This is a genomic window from Staphylococcus xylosus, assembly GCF_002732165.1.
Lineage (GTDB): Bacteria > Bacillota > Bacilli > Staphylococcales > Staphylococcaceae > Staphylococcus > Staphylococcus xylosus.
Genome location: NZ_MRZO01000001.1, coordinates 238,550 through 257,619, shown reverse-complemented (window position 1 = coordinate 257,619; position 19,070 = coordinate 238,550). Strand labels below are relative to the sequence as shown.

The 19,070-nt window shown below is 32.9% G+C and carries 20 protein-coding genes; all 20 read right to left on the bottom strand.

Annotation, left to right across the window (positions count from 1 at the left end):
- Window positions 1-10 precede the first annotated feature (10 nt).
- Complete coding sequence (aroE, locus tag BTM19_RS01270) at window positions 11-808, bottom strand: shikimate dehydrogenase (RefSeq protein ID WP_029377147.1); 798 nt, start codon at window positions 806-808, stop codon at window positions 11-13.
- A 12-nt stretch (window positions 809-820) separates the two neighbouring features.
- Window positions 821-1,927, bottom strand: coding sequence for a ribosome biogenesis GTPase YqeH (gene yqeH, locus BTM19_RS01265; protein WP_029377146.1), 1,107 nt, complete (start codon window positions 1,925-1,927; stop codon window positions 821-823).
- Window positions 1,928-2,455 (bottom strand): YqeG family HAD IIIA-type phosphatase, encoded by a 528-nt coding sequence (locus tag BTM19_RS01260; RefSeq protein ID WP_029377145.1) that lies wholly within the window; start codon window positions 2,453-2,455, stop codon window positions 1,928-1,930.
- A gap of 15 nt (window positions 2,456-2,470) precedes the next feature.
- Entirely contained in the window at window positions 2,471-3,157 is a 687-nt protein-coding gene (gene mtnN / locus BTM19_RS01255) for a 5'-methylthioadenosine/S-adenosylhomocysteine nucleosidase (protein ID WP_058625559.1), read from the bottom strand.
- 544 nt (window positions 3,158-3,701) lie between these two features.
- Complete coding sequence (locus BTM19_RS01250) at window positions 3,702-4,439, bottom strand: sulfite exporter TauE/SafE family protein (RefSeq protein ID WP_029377143.1); 738 nt, start codon at window positions 4,437-4,439, stop codon at window positions 3,702-3,704.
- A gap of 371 nt (window positions 4,440-4,810) precedes the next feature.
- Window positions 4,811-6,043, bottom strand: coding sequence for an NRAMP family divalent metal transporter (locus BTM19_RS01245; protein ID WP_029377142.1), 1,233 nt, complete (start codon window positions 6,041-6,043; stop codon window positions 4,811-4,813).
- A gap of 3 nt (window positions 6,044-6,046) precedes the next feature.
- Entirely contained in the window at window positions 6,047-6,805 is a 759-nt protein-coding gene (gene pxpA, locus BTM19_RS01240; RefSeq protein WP_029377141.1) for a 5-oxoprolinase subunit PxpA, read from the bottom strand.
- Window positions 6,802-8,163, bottom strand: coding sequence for an acetyl-CoA carboxylase biotin carboxylase subunit (locus BTM19_RS01235; protein ID WP_029377140.1), 1,362 nt, complete (start codon window positions 8,161-8,163; stop codon window positions 6,802-6,804). Before BTM19_RS01235 ends, pxpA begins: the two co-directional genes overlap by 4 nt.
- A gap of 22 nt (window positions 8,164-8,185) precedes the next feature.
- Window positions 8,186-8,626, bottom strand: coding sequence for an acetyl-CoA carboxylase biotin carboxyl carrier protein (locus tag BTM19_RS01230; RefSeq protein WP_029377139.1), 441 nt, complete (start codon window positions 8,624-8,626; stop codon window positions 8,186-8,188).
- A 2-nt stretch (window positions 8,627-8,628) separates the two neighbouring features.
- Window positions 8,629-9,627 (bottom strand): 5-oxoprolinase subunit C family protein, encoded by a 999-nt coding sequence (locus BTM19_RS01225; RefSeq protein WP_029377138.1) that lies wholly within the window; start codon window positions 9,625-9,627, stop codon window positions 8,629-8,631.
- Window position 9,628: 1 nt separating this feature from the next.
- Window positions 9,629-10,351, bottom strand: coding sequence for a 5-oxoprolinase subunit PxpB (gene pxpB, locus BTM19_RS01220; RefSeq protein ID WP_080661252.1), 723 nt, complete (start codon window positions 10,349-10,351; stop codon window positions 9,629-9,631).
- Between the two features lie 283 nt (window positions 10,352-10,634).
- Window positions 10,635-11,111 carry a transcription elongation factor GreA gene (gene greA / locus BTM19_RS01215; RefSeq protein ID WP_029377137.1) on the bottom strand — a complete coding sequence of 159 codons (477 nt, stop codon included), beginning with the start codon at window positions 11,109-11,111 and terminating at the stop codon, window positions 10,635-10,637.
- Between the two features lie 27 nt (window positions 11,112-11,138).
- Window positions 11,139-11,762: a uridine kinase gene (gene udk, locus BTM19_RS01210; protein WP_017724641.1), complete on the bottom strand. Its 624-nt coding sequence runs from the start codon at window positions 11,760-11,762 to the stop codon at window positions 11,139-11,141.
- Window positions 11,762-13,030: a peptidase U32 family protein gene (locus tag BTM19_RS01205; RefSeq protein WP_029377136.1), complete on the bottom strand. Its 1,269-nt coding sequence runs from the start codon at window positions 13,028-13,030 to the stop codon at window positions 11,762-11,764. Before BTM19_RS01205 ends, udk begins: the two co-directional genes overlap by 1 nt.
- Window positions 13,031-13,043: 13 nt before the next feature.
- Complete coding sequence (locus BTM19_RS01200) at window positions 13,044-13,967, bottom strand: peptidase U32 family protein (RefSeq protein WP_029377135.1); 924 nt, start codon at window positions 13,965-13,967, stop codon at window positions 13,044-13,046.
- Entirely contained in the window at window positions 13,964-14,605 is a 642-nt protein-coding gene (locus BTM19_RS01195) for an O-methyltransferase (RefSeq protein WP_069796413.1), read from the bottom strand. Before BTM19_RS01195 ends, BTM19_RS01200 begins: the two co-directional genes overlap by 4 nt.
- Window positions 14,606-15,101: 496 nt before the next feature.
- On the bottom strand, window positions 15,102-15,434 hold the full coding sequence (locus BTM19_RS01190; RefSeq protein WP_029377133.1) for a DUF1292 domain-containing protein: 333 nt from the start codon (window positions 15,432-15,434) through the stop codon (window positions 15,102-15,104).
- A 16-nt stretch (window positions 15,435-15,450) separates the two neighbouring features.
- Window positions 15,451-15,879, bottom strand: a complete 429-nt coding sequence (ruvX, locus tag BTM19_RS01185) for a Holliday junction resolvase RuvX (RefSeq protein WP_029377132.1) — start codon at window positions 15,877-15,879, stop codon at window positions 15,451-15,453.
- 3 nt (window positions 15,880-15,882) lie between these two features.
- On the bottom strand, window positions 15,883-16,143 hold the full coding sequence (locus BTM19_RS01180) for an IreB family regulatory phosphoprotein (RefSeq protein WP_029377131.1): 261 nt from the start codon (window positions 16,141-16,143) through the stop codon (window positions 15,883-15,885).
- Between the two features lie 68 nt (window positions 16,144-16,211).
- Complete coding sequence (gene alaS, locus BTM19_RS01175) at window positions 16,212-18,842, bottom strand: alanine--tRNA ligase (protein WP_029377130.1); 2,631 nt, start codon at window positions 18,840-18,842, stop codon at window positions 16,212-16,214.
- Window positions 18,843-19,070: the final 228 nt, after the last annotated feature.

Sequence of the window (19,070 nt, the reverse complement as noted above, 5' to 3'; positions counted from 1 at the left end):
ATTAGCTCCTTTATAAATGCTTTAAAACTGCCTCTTTCATAATTTGGATTTGAGGTAGTTCATTAGTCCATATTTTAAAACTCTCGGCACCTTGGTATACAAACATATCAAGGCCATTGTGAATTGGGTTTCCTTTTGCTTCTGCTATTTCTAAAATGGGTGTTTTAAAAGGTACATACACGATATCACTAACTAAAGTACGTGAATCTAAATTGTCTAGATTTATAACTACTTCCTTATTTTCATGCATGCCAGCAGGTGTTGTATTAATCACGATATCAAATTCATCGAGTGCTTTTTCAGCTTCATTCAAAGTAATTTGGTTCACATCTAAATTCCAATTTTCAAAGCGTTTCAAATTTCTATTAGCAATTGTTAATTTAGAGTGAACGTGTTTAACTAATTCATTTGCAATACCTTTACTTGCACCACCAGCACCTAAAATTAATATATAAGCATTTTCCAAATCTGGATATACTTGTTTTAAGCCAGTTACATACCCAATACCATCTGTATTGTAGCCAATCCATTTACCATCTTCAATTTTCACCGTATTCACGGCGCCAACTGTCTCCGCTTGCTCATCTATTTCATCTAAATATGGCAATATATTTTCTTTATGAGGAATTGTCACATTAAATCCAGAAAGTGCTTTTTCATCAATAATTTCTTTTATTAAATGAAATTGATCTTCTGATATGTTAATTGCTTCATAAGATGATGGATTGTTTAACGCATCAAAATTCGCATTATGCATAATTGGGGATAATGAATGTGCTATTGGGTTACCTATTACTGCGTATTTCATGTTTATACCCCCTTACATTATTGAATTTCTTAACACTACATCAACATTTTTAGGTACACGAATTATAACTTTAGCACCTTCATCAATTGTAATAAACCCTAAACCTGAAATCATAACATCGCGTTTTTCTTTTCCAGTTTCTAACCTTACCGCTTTAACATTTTGCAAATCAAAATGTTCTGGGTTATTAGGTGGTGCAAGAACCGCACCTAACTGATTTCTCCACAATTCATTTGCGTTTTCAGTTTTAGTACGATGTATATTTAATTCATTAGAAAAATAGCAGATTAATGGGCGTTTGCCACCACTTACATAATCTATTCGTGCTAGTCCACCAAAGAATAAAGTTTGCCCTTCATTCAATTGGTATATACGTTGTTTAACTTCCTTTTTCGGCATGATTGTCTTAAGTTCATTTTCAGTGACATAATGCGTCATCTGATGTTCTTGAATAACACCAGGTGTATCGTACATGAAGGAAACATCATCCAATGGAATATCAATCATGTCTAATGTCGTACCAGGAAATCTTGATGTTGTAACTACGTCTTTTTCACCAACGCTACGTTCGATTAATTTATTAATAAGCGTTGACTTACCAACATTTGTCGTACCTACGATATATACGTCTTCACTGTTTCTTAATGTATTGATTGAGTTTAATAAATCTTCAATCCCTTCATTTTTCTCAGCAGAAATAAGTACAACATCATCAGCTTCTAAGCCATATTTTCTAGCAGTCTTTTTCAACCATTCTTTCACACGACGCTTATTAATTTGTTTAGGTAATAAATCTACTTTATTGGCTACTAAAATAATCTTTTTATTACCTACAATGCGTTTAATTGCATTAATAAATGAACCTTCAAAGTCAAACACATCAACAACATTTACAACAATACCGCTTCTATCAGCTAAGCCATTGAGTAATTTTAGGAAGTCTTCACTCTCTAGTCCTACATCTTGTACTTCGTTGTAATTTTTCAATCTAAAGCATCTCTTACAAATGACATCTTCACGATATAAATTATGCTCTGGTACATACCCAGGTGCATTTGGATCTTCAGCTTGTAATGGTGCACCGCAGCCAATACATTTTAATGTTTCTGTTTCAGTCAATCAGTTTTCCTCCCATGTGATATAACCTTTTTTTCTAAAGTGTTGTAATAATCTACGCTCGATTAATCGGTTGAATTTTGTTATAAAACCATCTGTTTGTTTTACAGGAACAACCATAATTGTAAATAAACCTCTTCTATTACCACCAAATACGTCTGTTAGCATTTGATCACCTATTACTACAATCTCAGAAGGTTTCAAATTCATTAATTTTGATGCTTGGTTAAAAGCCCTACCTCTTGGTTTTTTCGCTCTAAATATATAATCAACTTCTAATGATTGTGAGAAACTTCCAACACGTTGCTTATTGTTATTAGATACAATTGTTACTGTAATACCTGCTTCTTTCGCTTGTTCAAACCATTGTTTAACAGCTTCTGTAGGCTCAGATACATCCCAACCTACAAGTGTATTATCTAAATCTGTAATTATACCTTTTACACCAGAAGCTGCAAGTTTTTCAACATCTATTTGAAATATAGATTGAACATATTCATTTGGCATAAAATAATGCTTTATCATACCCATTTTATTTTCACCTTTTTATATAGTTTTAATTAAGCGTTCTACGATTTCACTTGAAGATATTGCTGCTTTTTCTAAAAATGCTTCAAATGTAATACCAGCATCTCCATCTGCTAAGTCTGAAATTGCTCGAGTAATTATAAATGGCACGTTAAATTGATGACAAGTTTGTGCAATAGCAGTAGCTTCCATTTCCGCTGCCATAGCTTGTGGAAAGTTTGCTTTAATTGTCATGCGTTGTTCACTTGTACCAATAAAACTGTCACCACTGACAATCAAACCAGTCTTTGCATTAATCTGTTGTTGCTTAATAGCTTCTGTTGCTTTGTCTATTAATTTTTTATTTGCAACAAATTGTGCCGGCATCTGCGGGATTTGTCCTAGTTGATAGCCAAAAGCTCGTGCATCTGCATCATGATAGGCAACCATATCACTTACGACAACGTCTCCTACATTTAGTGATTTATCTAATGCTCCGGCAGAACCTGTATTAATAATTAAGTCAGGTTTAAATTGATTAATTAATAATGTAGTTGATATCGCTACATTCACTTTACCAATACCACTTTGTGTAAGAATTATGTCTTTACCTTCTAAATTCCCTTTATAAAAGATTACATGCGCTATTTTAATTTCTTCTAAATTTTCTATTTTATCTTTTAAGATTGCTACTTCTTCTTCCATAGCACCTATAATACCAATCACATTTATTCACCTCATCTTAAAATCCTAGCCTTAGTTATTCTACCACATTTAAAAGTATAGCTCGATATTAGATCTATGTTTTTATACAAATTCCAAATATTCAATTCATTATCTATTTTGATTATTAATCTAAATTATTTCTATCGTATTTAACTATTACACTTTTAATAGTTAAAACCCTGTAAGCATGCGCTAATAGCATTACTTACAGGGTTTTATAAAATTATTTTATTAACTACTCAATAATTCAGTTAGTCCTTGCAGTGAGAACACTCCAGTTACAATAGTTACAACTACTGTAACAATACTGAAAATCAGCATCTTTGTCGGACTATTAAGGCGATTTCAGAGCAAATCAATAATACATTAATTATATAAAAGTAAGTTGATAATATAATTAAGATTGCGTGCTGAACACAAGAAGTTCATATTATTCAATCAAAACATTAATACACTTTTGCAACAAAAACTGTAACACGAATTTTTATAAAACACAAAAATGAACCTATTCATTTAGGAGGCTGTTTTGTGTTTGCATCCTGTTTTAATTAATAATTAATATTAATCCTCCAATTATTGGAACTGAGACCATAGATATCTTTAAAACTAGAGGCCTCAATTTATTAGTGAATTTCGCTCCAATATATGAACCAATTGAAGTTCCTAAAATAACTTTAATTAATAATAGTAAATCAACATTCCCATTAATTATGTACCCAATTCCACCTATTAAAGAAATTGGAAGCATGACTAACATTGTAGTGCCTACTGAAATTTGCACACTTAACCCTATTACCAACAATAAAGTTAATTGAATAAAAGCAGCCGATCCGATACCAAATAAGCCTGATATCATTCCTAGTGCGAAACCAATTATAATCGATACTAAAAGTACTTTTTTAGTATACACATTTGTTACATTGCTCTTGGGTTTTATAGCTAACTTTAACCATAGGATTAGTCCTGATACAAACAAGGCACCAGCAGTCATATAATTCAAATCATTTTGAGGTATGTGTTTTACTATGAAAGAGGCAATTAAAGCACCAATACCACCTGTAAATCCCAATAAACAAGCAATTTTAACATCAACGTTTTTTTCTCTATAATGACTAATGGAGCCAAATAAAGAAGTCGATACTAAACCAAGCAAAGACGTTCCTATAGCATAATGAATAGGAACATTAAAAAAAACAGTAAGAACAGCAATAATTACACCTGCTCCACCTGCTCCAACAAATCCTAAGATAATTCCCAAAACAAGCATTGTTAATATTATCAACGTTATTCATCCTTCATTCATAAATTTACCCAAATAAATATTAACACTAAGTTAAATTAATGTATATCCGACGCATAAAAATAAAAACCATTAATATTATAATAACAAAAACATCATTAGGAATAGCCCCTCTTAAACAAATAAGTGTAATACTTGGAGAACTAAGAGGAAATGCTGAACCTAATGATGTATATATTTTAATAGTAAAAAGCACTATGCATATATCGAGCTATACAAAAAAATGTTTTACGCTGTTTTTTAAATTTGATTCAAAACTCACTATTCTCAGACTATAAGATATTTATATGTTACACATTTAATCAAAAAATAGACTACTATTTCAATAACTTAAAAACTGTATCAAAAATGTATCACGAACCAAATAATTCAGTTAGCCCTTGTAGTGAAAATACGCCAGTTACGATAGTTACAACTACTGCCACAATACCGAAAATCAGCATCCATGTTGGGTGTTTGTAATCTCCAACAATAGATTTACGTTTACTAGCGATCAATATTGTACCTAACGTAATAGGTAAAATCAAACCATTTAACGCACCTGCAACGATTAATAATGTTACAGGCTTACCTAGTAATAAGAACACTAAAGTTGAAAACACAATAAAACTAATTACAATGATATTTGTTTTATTATAAACTGATTTATGAAGTGTCTTTAAAAACGTAGCACTCGTATATGCCGAACCAATCACTGATGACATGGCTGCAGAAAATAATACAACACCAAAGATATTACGTCCTATTGGTCCTAGAACATGTTCAAACACAGAAGCCGGTGGATTTTCTGAGTTTAATGTTACACCTGTAACTACTACACCTAGTACTGCTAAAAATAGCAATGTTCTTAAAACCCCTGTCGTTAAAATACCAGAGACAGCAGCTTTATTAACAAATGGTAAATAGGCCTTCCCTTGTATACCAGAATCTAATATTCTATGCGCTCCCGCAAAAGTAATATAGCCCCCAACTGTACCACCCACTAAAGTAATAATAGGTAATACTAGTGCAAGTGGTTGTTCAGGCATTACTAGGTGTTTAGCCGCTTCAGCATAAGGTGGATTAGCTTTAAACATGACAAATGCTATTACAATAATCATCAATACGCCTAAGAACATTGTCACTACATCCATTATTTTCTGTCCGCTTTTACTGATAAATATACCAATTGATAGGACAGCCGTAATGGCTGCGCCAATTTTAATATCTAAACCAAAAATAGCATTTAGTCCTAGTCCTGCACCAGCGATGTTACCGATGTTAAATGCGAGACCACCTATTGCAATAAGAATTGAAATAAACGTTCCCAAACCATTAAATATTTCATTAGCTACTTCTTGTCCTCGTTTTCCAGTTACAACAAGTACACGCCAAATATTAATTTGAGCACCTATATCAATAATTATTGATAACAAAATTGCAAACGCAAAACTTGAAGCGAATTGTGCAGTGAAGACCGCGGTTTGTGTTAAAAATGCCGGTCCTATTGCGGAAGTTGCCATTAAAAACACTGATCCTAACAGTAGCCTTTTGTGGTTCTTAGTAAACTTAAATTCTTGCTCACCTGACTTTAATTTCTCCCCCATAATTTAGCCCTCCAGCCTCGAAATAGAAATACCTTCTTTCGACAATCTCTCTCTTATTTGCGATACAAATTCAAGCGCATGCGCACCATCTCCGTGTACGCAAATAGTATCAGCTTCTATAGCTATTGTATTGTTATTTTTAGTAATAACTTTTTGCGATTTTACCATATTTATAACTTGTTCGATAGCTTCATTTGTATCTGTTATAAGTGCATTGGCATCTTTTCTACTTACAAGCTGACCATCATCTTCATAACGTCTGTCAGCGAATACTTCCGAAGCAGTTGCTAGTCCAACTGATTTAGCTTCAGATATTAGCAATGTATTGGAAAGTCCAACAAATATCAATGACTCATCAAAGTCATAAACAGCTTGTGCAATTGCTTGTGCAACTGCTTTATCTCTCGCTCCCATTTGATATAGTGCGCCATGTGGTTTCACATGATTCATTGAAACATCATGTATTTTACAAAATCCGTAAAGTGCACCCAGTTGATAAACTACAATATCATAAATTTCATTCGGTGTAATATCCATATTTCTACGACCAAACCCTTGCAAATCTGGTAAACCTGGATGTGCGCCAATTCCAATATCATGTTTTTTTGCGAGTTCAATCGTTTGGTTCATAACATGTTGATCACCAGCATGAAAACCACAAGCAATATTTGCTGATGTAACTAGGGGAATAATATCTTTGTCTCCACCAAAAGAATAATTACCAAATGCTTCACCTAAATCACAATTTAAATCCACTTTCATGTCATTTCCTCCTTAATGATTTGATGCCTATCTAAAAACTTGATATCTACTTCTTCAGCATTTCCTTCCGCATATAAAGGATAAGATAATACAGCATATAGGAAATCCGCAGTAGTTGTAAACCCATCTATAACCATTTCATCAAGTACTACTTTTAATTTCTTAATCGCTAATTGACGAGTAGATGATTTAACAATTACCTTGGCAACTAATGAATCATAATTAGGGGAAACTTTGTACCCGAAATATAATAAACTGTCTACACGAATATTAAACCCTTGTGGTAAATGTAAAGATTTAACTGTACCCGGTGAAGGTTGAAATTGTTTTTCTGGATTTTCAGCATTAATTCTTGCTTCAATTACATGGCCATCAAAAACAATATCTTCCTGATTAAATGGCAACGTGCCATGTTGCATCAAATAAAGTTGCGCTTGTAATAAATCTCTATTAGTTCTCATCTCAGTTACAGTATGTTCTACTTGGATACGTGCATTCATTTCAATGAAATAGTATGCATCTTTAGTAACTAAATATTCTATGGTGCCTGCGCTCCTATAATTTGAAGCATTTGCAACCTTAACTGCATCTAAACACATAGATTTTCTCATTTCATCAGTTATAGCTGCACACGGTGATTCTTCGATCAACTTTTGATTTTTCCTTTGTACTGAACAATCTCTTTCACCTAAATGTATGTAATTCCCATTCCCATCACCTATCACTTGAACTTCAACATGTTTGGCAACTGGTATAAATGATTCTACATAAATACGATCATCATCAAAATATTTTTCACCTTCGCTTTTTGCCTCTTTAAAAGATTTAGTAAGCATATCTTCTGTTTTAACAATCCTAATACCTTTACCGCCACCACCGCTAGCAGCTTTCAGTACAAGCGGATAACCAATTTCTTTTGCAATGTTTTGCACTTCTTCAATTGATTCTACAGCTTTAGTCGATCCTGGAATAATCGGTACGCCAGCGTTATCTACAGTTTGTCTCGCTGTGATTTTATCCCCCATCATTTCCATCGTTTTTTGCGTGGGACCGATAAAGTAGATATCATTGTCTTCTACTTTTCGGGCAAAAGAGGAACTTTCTGATAGAAATCCATAGCCTGGATGAATTGCATTCGCGCCTGTAATTTTAGCTGCACTTATAATTCTGTCCTGGTTTAGATAACTTTCTAATGGATTAGCTTCACCGATACAAACTGCTTGATCCGCTAAACTTACATGTAAACTTTTCTCATCTCCTAGAGCGTATATTGCAACCGTTTCAATATTAAGCTCTCTACAAGCTCGAATAATTCTTACTGCAATTTCACCTCTGTTAGCGATTAAACAACGATACATAGAAACACCCCTTTATACAAACTTATTTCACATTTATGATTTGTTGATTGTATTCAACATTAGAACCGTGATCTACAAGAATTTCATCAACCACACCGGCAACGTCACTTGTTACTTCATTTAAAACTTTCATCGCTTCTATATAACCAATCGTATCTCCTTTTTTAATTTCGTCACCAACTTTTACGATTGGATTGGTTAACTCTTTCTCGTCTTGCAAGAAAAATGTTCCGACCATAGGTGATTTGACTGACTGGTAACTTGATTCAGTTGTTTCCTCCTGTGACGTATCGTTTGAATTTCCTGCACTTGACTGATTAGATGGCTGGTTTGAAACATTATTATTAGCTCCACCTTCAGTGAAATCTATTGAGATTTCATGTTCAAAATCTTTATAGGTAAATTTCTTAACTTCATTTGTTTTAACCAATTTGATTAATTGTTCTACTTTTTCTAAATTCATTACTATTCTCCTTTAAGCAATTTATTAATTCGAGTTGAAGTCTTTCTCATTTGAGATGTATCAAAAATAGGTGCTTTTAATACTTCATTTTGTTTTTCATTAAGTTCTCGTTCTTTTTGATGTAGTTTTTCTATAGCTGCTTCTACCGTTATCCATTCAAACTTAACTGTTTCATTAGGTTGTTTCTGTGCAATAAGCGATAAATCGGCAGCACACACCGTTGCAATTTTAGTGTAGCCACCAACCGTTTGTTTATCATTTAATAAAATAATAGGATTACCATCATTTGGAACTTGTATACTACCCAGAGCTACAGGTTCAGAAATAATATCTGCAGATTCTATTGGCGCGATTTTTTCACCTTGTAAACGAAAACCCATACGGTCTGATTTTTCTGAAATTTTAAAGCCTTCGTTTACTAATTTTTGTTTAGCCTCATTACTAAAACTCTCTATTTGAGGACCCTCAATTATATGAATTACTTGCTGATTTATTGCCTCAACCGGACAACTTAATCCTATACGCTCGGCATACATATTATTTTGTTGGCACGTAATTACATCATTAGATTTTAAAGCTCTGCCTTTATAGCCACCTATCTTACTTCTAGTATGTGTTGAATAACTATTGGCTACTTTTGGTATATTAAGTGGCTTACCAAACAATATATAACCCCTTGCCCCATCAACAACTGAGCCTATTTTTAATTCATCTCCCTTCTTCACAAAAATTACTGTTTGAGATGAGATAACTTGATTGTTTAAAGTCGCTTCAAATTGCCCGCCTGTAAGCACAAATGTATTATCCGTTAGAAATTGTATTGTCGGTCCAACAATAGTATATTCAATAGCAGGTCCATTATTACCTATTAATGTATACCCCATTCTTAAAGCGTAAGTATCTAAAGCACCAGCTGTGGAGAAACCTTGATCTTGGTAACCTACTCTACCTAAATCTTGAACTGTACTAAATAGCCCCGGATTTAATATTTTAATACTCATACTACTTATTCACCCACTTTTCAATATCAAAATCATCTTGTAGTTGTGCCTGTTGTATATGATCAAATGTTTCTTCATCAATTGAATAAAACTTAATGGTATCTCCAGAATTATACAAACACATTGGAGATCGATTAATATCAAATACTTGTATAGGTGTACGGCCAATTATCTGCCATCCGCCTGGTGAATCCTTTGGATATAACCCAGTTTGATTATTAGCAATACCAACTGAACCAGCAGGTATACTTGTTCTTGGTTCTTTTCTTCTAGGAGTATGTAATTGTGAATTCAAACCTCCTAAAAAAGGAAAACCAGGCATAAAGCCAAGCATGTATATTAGGTATGTATTTTCAGTGTGTAATTGCACAACTTCTGCTTCTGATAAATCATGGTATGAAGCGACTTCTTTTAGATCTTGACCATGAGCTCCACCATAAAGGACAGGAATACTGATTTGCTTAGCGTTCTCATTTGTATGCGCTTCCATTTTATTATTTAATTGCTCTAATTTAAGCTCTTTAACTACTTGTTTAACATCACATTGTGCGATATCAATATTGAGCATAATTGCTCTATAGCTCGGTACAATATCTACAATTGCAGGATGATTTTGCTTTGTAATATAATTACTGATTTGCTGAACTTTATTAAAAATATCTGGATTTATTTGCGCTTCGAAATAAATCATAATGGTTTGCTCGTTTATTAATTTATACTCCAAAACATATCCCCCTTTATGCTTTCTACAATTAATTTTGAATAAAAACTTTATCAAGAGATTAACAATATCATTGTATCATTCATTTTATTTTCTTGTTTAATAGTAAATAATTATCAACAACAATAATAAATACAAATACATAAAACCTTAAAATTTAATTAATAAATTGAGTTATTTTTAGCAATATACTATAAAATGAGTTTTGATGTTTTTAAATACAATTCATAAGTATAGTAAGTACCCCCTAACAGTTAAAAGCTCTGTTAGGGGGTACTTAATTATATTATTTAATATTAACAATTTTTACGTTGATTTCTCCACCATTTGGTAATGGTACGCGTACTTCATCATCTAATTTTTTCCCAATCAAGCTTTTTGCCATTGGTGATTCGTTAGAGATTTTTCCTTTAAACGCATCTGATTCTGCAGAACCAACGATTTGATATTCTTCTTCTTCATCGCCAGGTAATTCTACAAAAGTTACTGTTTTACCTAACTGCACTTGGTTATTATCACCGGTATCTTCAATAATAAGTGCATTACGCAACATATGTTCTACACGTTGGATATCTTGTTCAATAAAACCTTGCTCATCTTTAGCTGCATCATACTCTGAGTTCTCCGATAAATCACCAAAAGAACGTGCAACTTTAATTTTTTCAACGACTTCAGGTCGCTTAACTGTTTTTAATTCTTCAAGTTCTTTTTCTAACTTTTCAAATCCTTCTTGAGTCATTGGATATTGTTTTTGATTTTCCATTATGTCATCTTCCTTTACATATAAATACTATTGTTTACTTACTAAAGTTTGAATCTTAGTTGTCATTATATCGATTGCTACTTTATTACTTCCACCTTCTGGAATAATAATATCTGCGTATCTTTTTGTAGGTTCTATAAATTGATTGTGCATTGGTCGAACTACATTTAGATATTGATTAATTACAGAATCCATTGTACGCCCTCTTTCTTCAGTGTCCCTAAGAAGACGTCTTAATATACGTAAATCAGCATCTGTATCGACATAAATTTTTACATCCATTAAATCTCTTAATGTTTTGTTTTCAAGTGCAAATATACCTTCTACGATAATAACATCTTTTGGCTCAAATGCAATCGTTTCCTCACTTCTTGTATGATTTGTATAATCGTACGTTGGCACTTCAACCTGCTTACCATTTCTTAAGTCGGTTAAATTTTCAATTAACAAGTCATTATCAAAAGCAAAAGGATGGTCATAATTGGTTTCCAAACGTTCATCAAAAGTTAAATGCGATTGGTCTTTATAATAATAGTCTTGAGCCAATAGTGCAACACTATGACCTTCTAAATTTTTCATAATTTCATTTGTGACTGATGTTTTACCTGATCCAGACCCACCAGCTATACCGATTATTGTTGTACTTTTCATTATCCAATTTCCTTTCTCATCATGTTATTTGCATAAATTGGATGATTAACTTTAATTTGCACAATTTGTAATGGGTGACGGGCAGCATCAAGTTCATTACCTTCTTCGTCATAAATTGTTTCTACAACTTGTCGAAAAGTCTCAATTTCTGGTCCAAAAAATTCTATTTCTTGCCCAGGCTCAAACTTATTTCGTTGTTGAATCGTTGCAATCTTAGTTTTCTCATCATAATCTAATACTAATCCACAGAAGTCATAAGCTGAATTTTTCTTATTTTGATGTCCGAACATTTGCTCTTCATAACCAGGTGTCCCTTCTATAAAAGCAGAAGCAGTATCTCTATTGGCGCATTTATCTAATTCTATCAACCATTCCTGTTTGATTTTGAAATTTTCAGGGTCATTGGCGTAAGCATCAATTACTTTTCTATAAACAGAAACAACTGTAGCAATATAATGAATTGATTTCATACGTCCTTCTATTTTCAATGAATCAACACCAATATCCATCATATTTGGAATTGATTCTATTAATTTTAAATCTTTCGGACTCATTGCAAATGGCGTCACTTCTTCATCACCATAATATAAATCTAATTCCCCGTCAGATTCCACTTGCAGTAGATCATAATCCCAACGGCAACTTTGACAACAGCCGCCTCTGTTTGAATCTCTTGCAGTCATATGATTACTTAAAGTACATCTACCTGAATAAGCAATACACATAGCTCCATGTATAAATGATTCAATCTCGATATCTACTTGCTCTTTCATTTCTTTCATTTCCATTGCACCGGTCTCACGTGCTAAAACAACTCTATCCAAACCTTCTTCTTTCCAAAATTCAACCGCTTTATAATTTGAAAGAGATTGTTGCGTAGATAAATGAATTTCTAATTCTGGCGCAACGCTTTTACAAGTCTCAATAATTAACGGATCTGCAACAATAATGCCTGTAACACCCGCCAATGCTAAGTCACGCAAATAGTCATCTAAACCTTCCATGTTTTCATCATGAGCGATTATGTTGGTAGTAACATAAATTTTAGCATTATATCGTTGGGCAAATTCAACGCCTTCTTTTATTTCTGCTAGTGTAAAGTTATCAGCGTTTGATCTCAAACCGTATGCTTGTCCACCTAGAAAAACAGCATCTGCCCCATAATGTACGGCGATTTTCAGTTTTTCTAAATTTCCAGCTGGTGCAAGAAGTTCAGGCTTTTTCATTTTAGGTTTATTTTGAATATTAATTTCTTCTAAAATTTCCACTGTTCAACCTCCATTAATATACTGTTTGTTTATATAAGAATCCCTCATCAAATGGTCGATGTTCTGGTTGTATCGCTTCAATTGGATCAACTAGCATAAATTTTTCATCTTCATAGGCTTCGGGGTCTTCATTATATAAATCAATGGCTTCTCTGTATTGTTCAGTACATACATTTATATATTCTTCTGACTGTAACACACCATCAATTTTTAATGCATCTATACCAGCCTCTAATAAAACGTCTAATTCTTCTATTAAGCATATATCATGCGGAGACATAATGTGTGTTCCATTATAATCTTCGAAAACTGGATATTTGTTATCACGTTCTTCGTCATATAATAATAATTCATCAGCTACTAGATTACGCTCAATTTTTAATTGTCGCTCTTGGAATGTGTAATAGTTCCCTAACAACATGCGCTTAGATTGAAACATACATGTCATGCCATGGACTTGTACTTCAATTTCTACATTTGCATTCGCTTTTATATTTAGTATTTCTTCTAAATTTAACTCTCTTGCTAATTGTGCACGTTTGGCACCTTTTTTACCCCAGTAATTACACTGAAAATAATTTGTAACTAACGTTTCAGCATCCCAATTAAGTGGAATCGGGTTGTCCTGATTTTTAACAAACATGATTACTGCAGGGTCACCAAAAATAATACGATCCACGTTAATTTCGTGTAAAAATTCTATATATGATTCAACAGCATTTAAATGATAGTTGTGAAAAAGCCCATTCACAGCTGCATATATCTTTTTATCTTTACTGTGAGCCAGGTTTACAGCTTCTCGCATGGCCTCTCTATTAAATTCACCAGCAAGCCTCAACCCAAATTTCTGCTCACCTATCACAAACGCATCAGCCCCTTTTTCAATTAACACTTCAATATGATTAACAGATTTGGGTGTAACTAATAATTCTGTCATTGTGATTCTCCTTTAATTGAAATTGCTAAACCATCATCTATGTTTAAAAAATTAGTTGTGTATCCTTCATGATTGATTAACCATTCATTATACTCTATTACTTTTTTAACCATTTGACGTACATTTCGTGTCCGTACTATTGATATATCTGAGACAAAACCGTGGTATAAAACATTATCTGTAACGACAACACCACCATCTTTTAAGATTGGTGTATATAGTTCAAAAAATTTCTTTGACTGTGCTTTAGCTGCATCAATAAATATCATATCATACGTATGATCGTTCACCTGATTGAACTGTTCTAACGCATTTCCTTCAACTAGTTTTACTTGGTTATTAAAACCATATAAATCTATATTTGCTTTTGCTTTATTTATCATTTCTTCATCACGTTCTATTGTCGTCACTTTAATTTCTTTTGATATCGAAGCAAATTGCATAGCACTATAGCCAATAGCAGTACCAATTTCTAATATGTTCGTTGGTTTATGTAATCTGATTACTTGCTTTATCATCTCAAGCGTAAGTCTATCTACAATTGGGACACTATTTTCTTCTGCAAACGTTCTTAGAGTTTCTATGTTTTCGTCTGTTTGCTTGTGTAATTTTAATAAATAGGATTGATTATTATCCATTTCTTCATAACTTCCTTTGTTGTAAAATCATACTTTGGATTCAAGCAATAAAATAAATCAGTCATTAAGTGACTGATTAAATAATTTAAACAAAATATTAAATCCTAAATTCAATATGCGTATTTATTTTAATTATGATTCAGTATAAAACTTTTTCTTTTATGTATGTACGCACAAATTTAACTTTATATATTTTATCACAAACACTTAGATAATATAAGTGTAAAGTCACAGTGAATATTAAAATTAAAAATATAATTATTGCTGTTGTCATTATTTTATCTACCATACATAATACTTAGGATTCTATTTAACATTGTTAATAAAATTAAAATCATGTCACAATATATGTATAAGAGCCTCGTTTAAGGTCAAATTCATAAGATTTTAAATATAAAAGAGGGCTAATCCCTAATGGGTTAGCCCTCTTATTTTGAGAATAGGTGTTTAAGTCCCAAACTCTGATGCTTTTCGCATTTTAACTAAATACTATCTATTATTCGTGGTCGTGGTCATGGTCTTGATCGTCCATTTCAGTATTAACTACTTCTTCAATCATGTCCCACTCTTCATCTGTTTCTACAGGTAAGAATTTACCACCTTCACCATTTTCGTCTGGTTCATTAATCATTGGTACTAATTCTATTAAATCATCATCATCAGATTCTGCGCCTTCTTCAGCAAGAATCACATATTCTTTTTTAAATTCTGGGTGGAAGAATTCTAAAACTTTACGATATAAGACTTCATTTCCTTCTTCATCATAAAGTGTAAGCAATTCCTCTTCGTTGTTAATTTCTAATTGAGAATCGTGATTGTGTTCAGTCATAATTAAACGCTCCTTTTTATTGTAATGAGTCTAAATAGCCTTGCAAAATAAACACTGCTGCCATTTTATCAATTACTTTTTTTCGTTTCTGTCTAGAAACATCTGCTTCAAGCAGTGAACGTTCTGCAGCCATCGTGCTTAAGCGTTCATCCCACATGATTATCTCTAATGATGGCAGTGCTTCTTGAAGTTGCTCCTTGTATTGTAACGAAGCATCGCCTCGAAATCCAATAGAATTGTTCATATTTTTTGGTAATCCGACAATTACGGTACCAACTTTCTCTTTTTGTATAATATCTACAAGTTGATCTATACCTAATTCATTTTTTTCTTCGTCTATACGGAGTGTATCATATCCTTGGGCTGTCCAACCCATAAGATCACTTATTGCAATGCCAACAGTTTTACTACCTACATCTAATCCAATAATTTTATGTTTTAGCATATATTAGTTAGATTTCTCTTGTAAGTAACTAGAAACTAATTCTTCCATAATATCATCACGATCAATGCGACGTATTTGATTTCTAGCTTCATTATTACGCGGAATATAAGCAGGATCACCTGATAGTAAATAACCTACGATTTGGTTCACTGGATTATATCCTTTTTCTTTTAACGTATTATAGACATTTTGTAACACTGTTTTGACATCTTCTTTTGGAATTTCATCATAATTAAACTTCATTGTTTTATCAAAATTTTCCATGTACAACACTCCTTTTGTATCGAGATAAAAAAGTTCTTATTCTCATTCTACATGAGAATGGCTTTAAGTTATAGCGATTTAATGTAATCTTTAATAAATCGTAATGCTTCTGTTATGTTTTCTGGTTGAGTACCGCCACCTTGAGCCATGTCTGGGCGACCGCCACCTTTACCACCAACAATTGGAGCCATATTTTTGATGATATCACCAGCTTTTACTTTGTCAGTAAATGCTTTTGGTACAGTTGCTACTAAAGATACTTTACCATCTACATTACTAATGAGTACAATCACTGTATCTTGTAATTTTGATTTAAAATCATCCATAGTTTCACGTATAGCTTTGGCGTTAGGTACCTCTACCTCTGTAGCAAGGAATTTCAAACCGTTAATTTCTTCAACTTGATTTGTAAGATCTCCCATCTTCAGTGAAGTAACTTCTTTATTTTTTTGTTCTAGTTGTTTCACTAATTCTTTTTCTTCTGTTTGCATTTGTTTTACTTTATCTAATACTTGGTCATCTGTTTTAACTTTTACTTGAGTTTTAACAGCATTAAATTGCGTTTGTATTGTTTCTAAATATAGGAAAGCTGATTTACCAGTTAAAGCTTCTATTCTTCTAACTCCAGCGCCCGTACCAGATTCACTTACAATCTTAAATAGACCGATTTCAGAAGTATTATTCACATGAATACCGCCACACAATTCAATTGAGAATGGTGCCATATTTACTACTCTAACCACATCGCCGTATTTCTCACCAAATAGTGCCATTGCGCCAATTTTCTTAGCTTCTTCGATAGGCATTTCTTGGATATTAACTTCAATACTATTCCATATTTCTTCATTAACTCTACGTTCTACTTGGTCAATTTCGTCTTGAGTCATTGGACCAAAATGTGAAAAATCAAATCTTAAACGCTCTGCTTCAACCAATGAGCCAGCTTGGTTAACATGTTCGCCTAATACTTCTTTTAATGCTGCATGCAATAAATGTGTTGCACTGTGATTTTTCTTAATTGCACTTCGTTCTTTATGATTAACACTTGCAGATACTTCTGCGTTTGTTTTTACTGTGCCAAATTGAATCTCACCTTTATGCAAGTTTTGGCCATTAGGTGCTTTCGTAACTTCAGTTACTAGTATTTCAAAGTTTTCATTACTTACTTTACCTTGATCGGCAACTTGTCCACCACTTACAGCATAAAATGGTGTTTCTTTAAGAATGAAATAAACAGTTTCGCCAGCTTCTGCAACATCAATTAACTCGCCGTTATGAATGATGTCCGTAATTGTTGTAGCTCTGTCCATAACATCATAACCAACGAATTTACTTTCAGTAGTGATTTTCTTCAATACTTCACTTTGTACTTGCATTGATTGTGAATTTTGTCTTGCTTGTCTAGCTCTATCTCTTTGTTGTTGCATTTCAGTTTCAAATGTAGCCATATCAACTGATAAATTTTCTTGTGTTGCAATCTCTTCGGTTAGTTCTACTGGGAACCCGTAAGTATCATATAATTTAAAAGCATCTTTACCACTAATTTCATTAGATTGTTCTTTTGCTTGAGCCACAAGATTATTTAAAATAGCAAGCCCTTCTTCTAATGTTTCGTGGAAACGTTCTTCTTCAGATTTGATTACGCGTTTAATAAAATCTGACTTTTCTTTTACATTTGGATAATAAGGTTCCATGATATCAGCAACAATATCAACTAATTGATACATAAATGGTTCATTGATATCTAAAGATTGGCTAAATCTCACAGCACGACGTAATAGACGACGTAATACATAACCACGACCCTCGTTAGCTGGTAATGCGCCGTCAGCAATTGCAAATGCAATCGTACGAATATGATCTGATATAACTTTAAATGCAACATCGTATGCATCTTTTTCTAAATATTTTTTCCCAGATAGCATTTCTACTTCGCGAATAATTGGCATAAATAAATCTGTCTCATAATTAGTGCGTACATTTTGAGCTATAGAGGCCATTCTTTCTAATCCCATACCCGTATCAATGTTTTTATTTGGTAATGGTGTATATGTGTGGTCTTTGTTATGGTTGAATTCACTAAACACTAAATTCCATACTTCAAGAAAACGCTCGTTCTCCCCACCTGGATACATTTCTTCAGCTGGATCATCTTTGCCATAACTGTCTCCACGATCATAGAAAATTTCTGTATTAGGACCTGAAGGACCTTCCCCAATGTCCCAGAAATTCCCTTCAATTCTAATAATTCTGCTTTCTTCTAAGCCAATATCTTCGTTCCATATACGATACGCTTCAATATCTTCTGGATGAACAGTCACATATAACTTTTTAGGGTCCATTGCCATCCATTTCTCACTAGTCAAAAATTCCCATGCAAATTCAATAGCCTCTTTTTTAAAATAATCACCAATTGAGAAATTACCTAACATTTCAAAAAATGTATGATGACGTGCAGTAAACCCTACATTTTCAATATCATTTGTTCTAATTGCTTTTTGTGAATTCACAATACGTGGTTTTCTAGGCGTTTCTCTACCATCAAAATATTTCTTCAATGTTGCTACGCCAGAATTAATCCATAGTAAAGAATCATCATCAATTGGAACTAATGGTGCTGACGGTTCAACCATATGACCTTGTTCTACAAAATAATCGATAAAATTTTGTCTAATTTCACTCGCTTTTAAGTTTTTCATACCTTAAATTTCCTCCATCTCAACTCAAGTTATAACAGTAATTCATTAAAAATGAAAATAAAAAACGCCCATCCTCATAAAAGGGACGAACGTTTCGCGGTACCACCCTAGTTATAAGTGTTAGCAAATCTTTATAGACTTCATTGTTAAAATTATGCAATTCAATCGTCTTAACAAATTTACTAACATACACTTATCACTCAATTAGTTATTATGCTTACTGACACA

What these genes read in the sequence shown, in the direction of transcription:
- aroE (WP_029377147.1), bottom strand. Translation starts at nt 808, where the DNA reads ATGAAATACGCAGTAATAGGTAACCCAATAGCACATTCATTATCCCCA.
- BTM19_RS01260 (WP_029377145.1), bottom strand. Translation starts at nt 2,455, where the DNA reads ATGGGTATGATAAAGCATTATTTTATGCCAAATGAATATGTTCAATCT.
- BTM19_RS01245 (WP_029377142.1), bottom strand. Translation starts at nt 6,043, where the DNA reads ATGGGGGAGAAATTAAAGTCAGGTGAGCAAGAATTTAAGTTTACTAAG.
- pxpA (WP_029377141.1), bottom strand. Translation starts at nt 6,805, where the DNA reads ATGAAAGTGGATTTAAATTGTGATTTAGGTGAAGCATTTGGTAATTAT.
- BTM19_RS01235 (WP_029377140.1), bottom strand. Translation starts at nt 8,163, where the DNA reads ATGTATCGTTGTTTAATCGCTAACAGAGGTGAAATTGCAGTAAGAATT.
- BTM19_RS01230 (WP_029377139.1), bottom strand. Translation starts at nt 8,626, where the DNA reads ATGAATTTAGAAAAAGTAGAACAATTAATCAAATTGGTTAAAACAAAT.
- BTM19_RS01225 (WP_029377138.1), bottom strand. Translation starts at nt 9,627, where the DNA reads ATGAGTATTAAAATATTAAATCCGGGGCTATTTAGTACAGTTCAAGAT.
- greA (WP_029377137.1), bottom strand. Translation starts at nt 11,111, where the DNA reads ATGGAAAATCAAAAACAATATCCAATGACTCAAGAAGGATTTGAAAAG.
- udk (WP_017724641.1), bottom strand. Translation starts at nt 11,762, where the DNA reads ATGAAAAGTACAACAATAATCGGTATAGCTGGTGGGTCTGGATCAGGT.
- BTM19_RS01200 (WP_029377135.1), bottom strand. Translation starts at nt 13,967, where the DNA reads ATGACAGAATTATTAGTTACACCCAAATCTGTTAATCATATTGAAGTG.
- BTM19_RS01195 (WP_069796413.1), bottom strand. Translation starts at nt 14,605, where the DNA reads ATGGATAATAATCAATCCTATTTATTAAAATTACACAAGCAAACAGAC.
- BTM19_RS01190 (WP_029377133.1), bottom strand. Translation starts at nt 15,434, where the DNA reads ATGACTGAACACAATCACGATTCTCAATTAGAAATTAACAACGAAGAG.
- ruvX (WP_029377132.1), bottom strand. Translation starts at nt 15,879, where the DNA reads ATGCTAAAACATAAAATTATTGGATTAGATGTAGGTAGTAAAACTGTT.
- BTM19_RS01180 (WP_029377131.1), bottom strand. Translation starts at nt 16,143, where the DNA reads ATGGAAAATTTTGATAAAACAATGAAGTTTAATTATGATGAAATTCCA.
- alaS (WP_029377130.1), bottom strand. Translation starts at nt 18,842, where the DNA reads ATGAAAAACTTAAAAGCGAGTGAAATTAGACAAAATTTTATCGATTAT.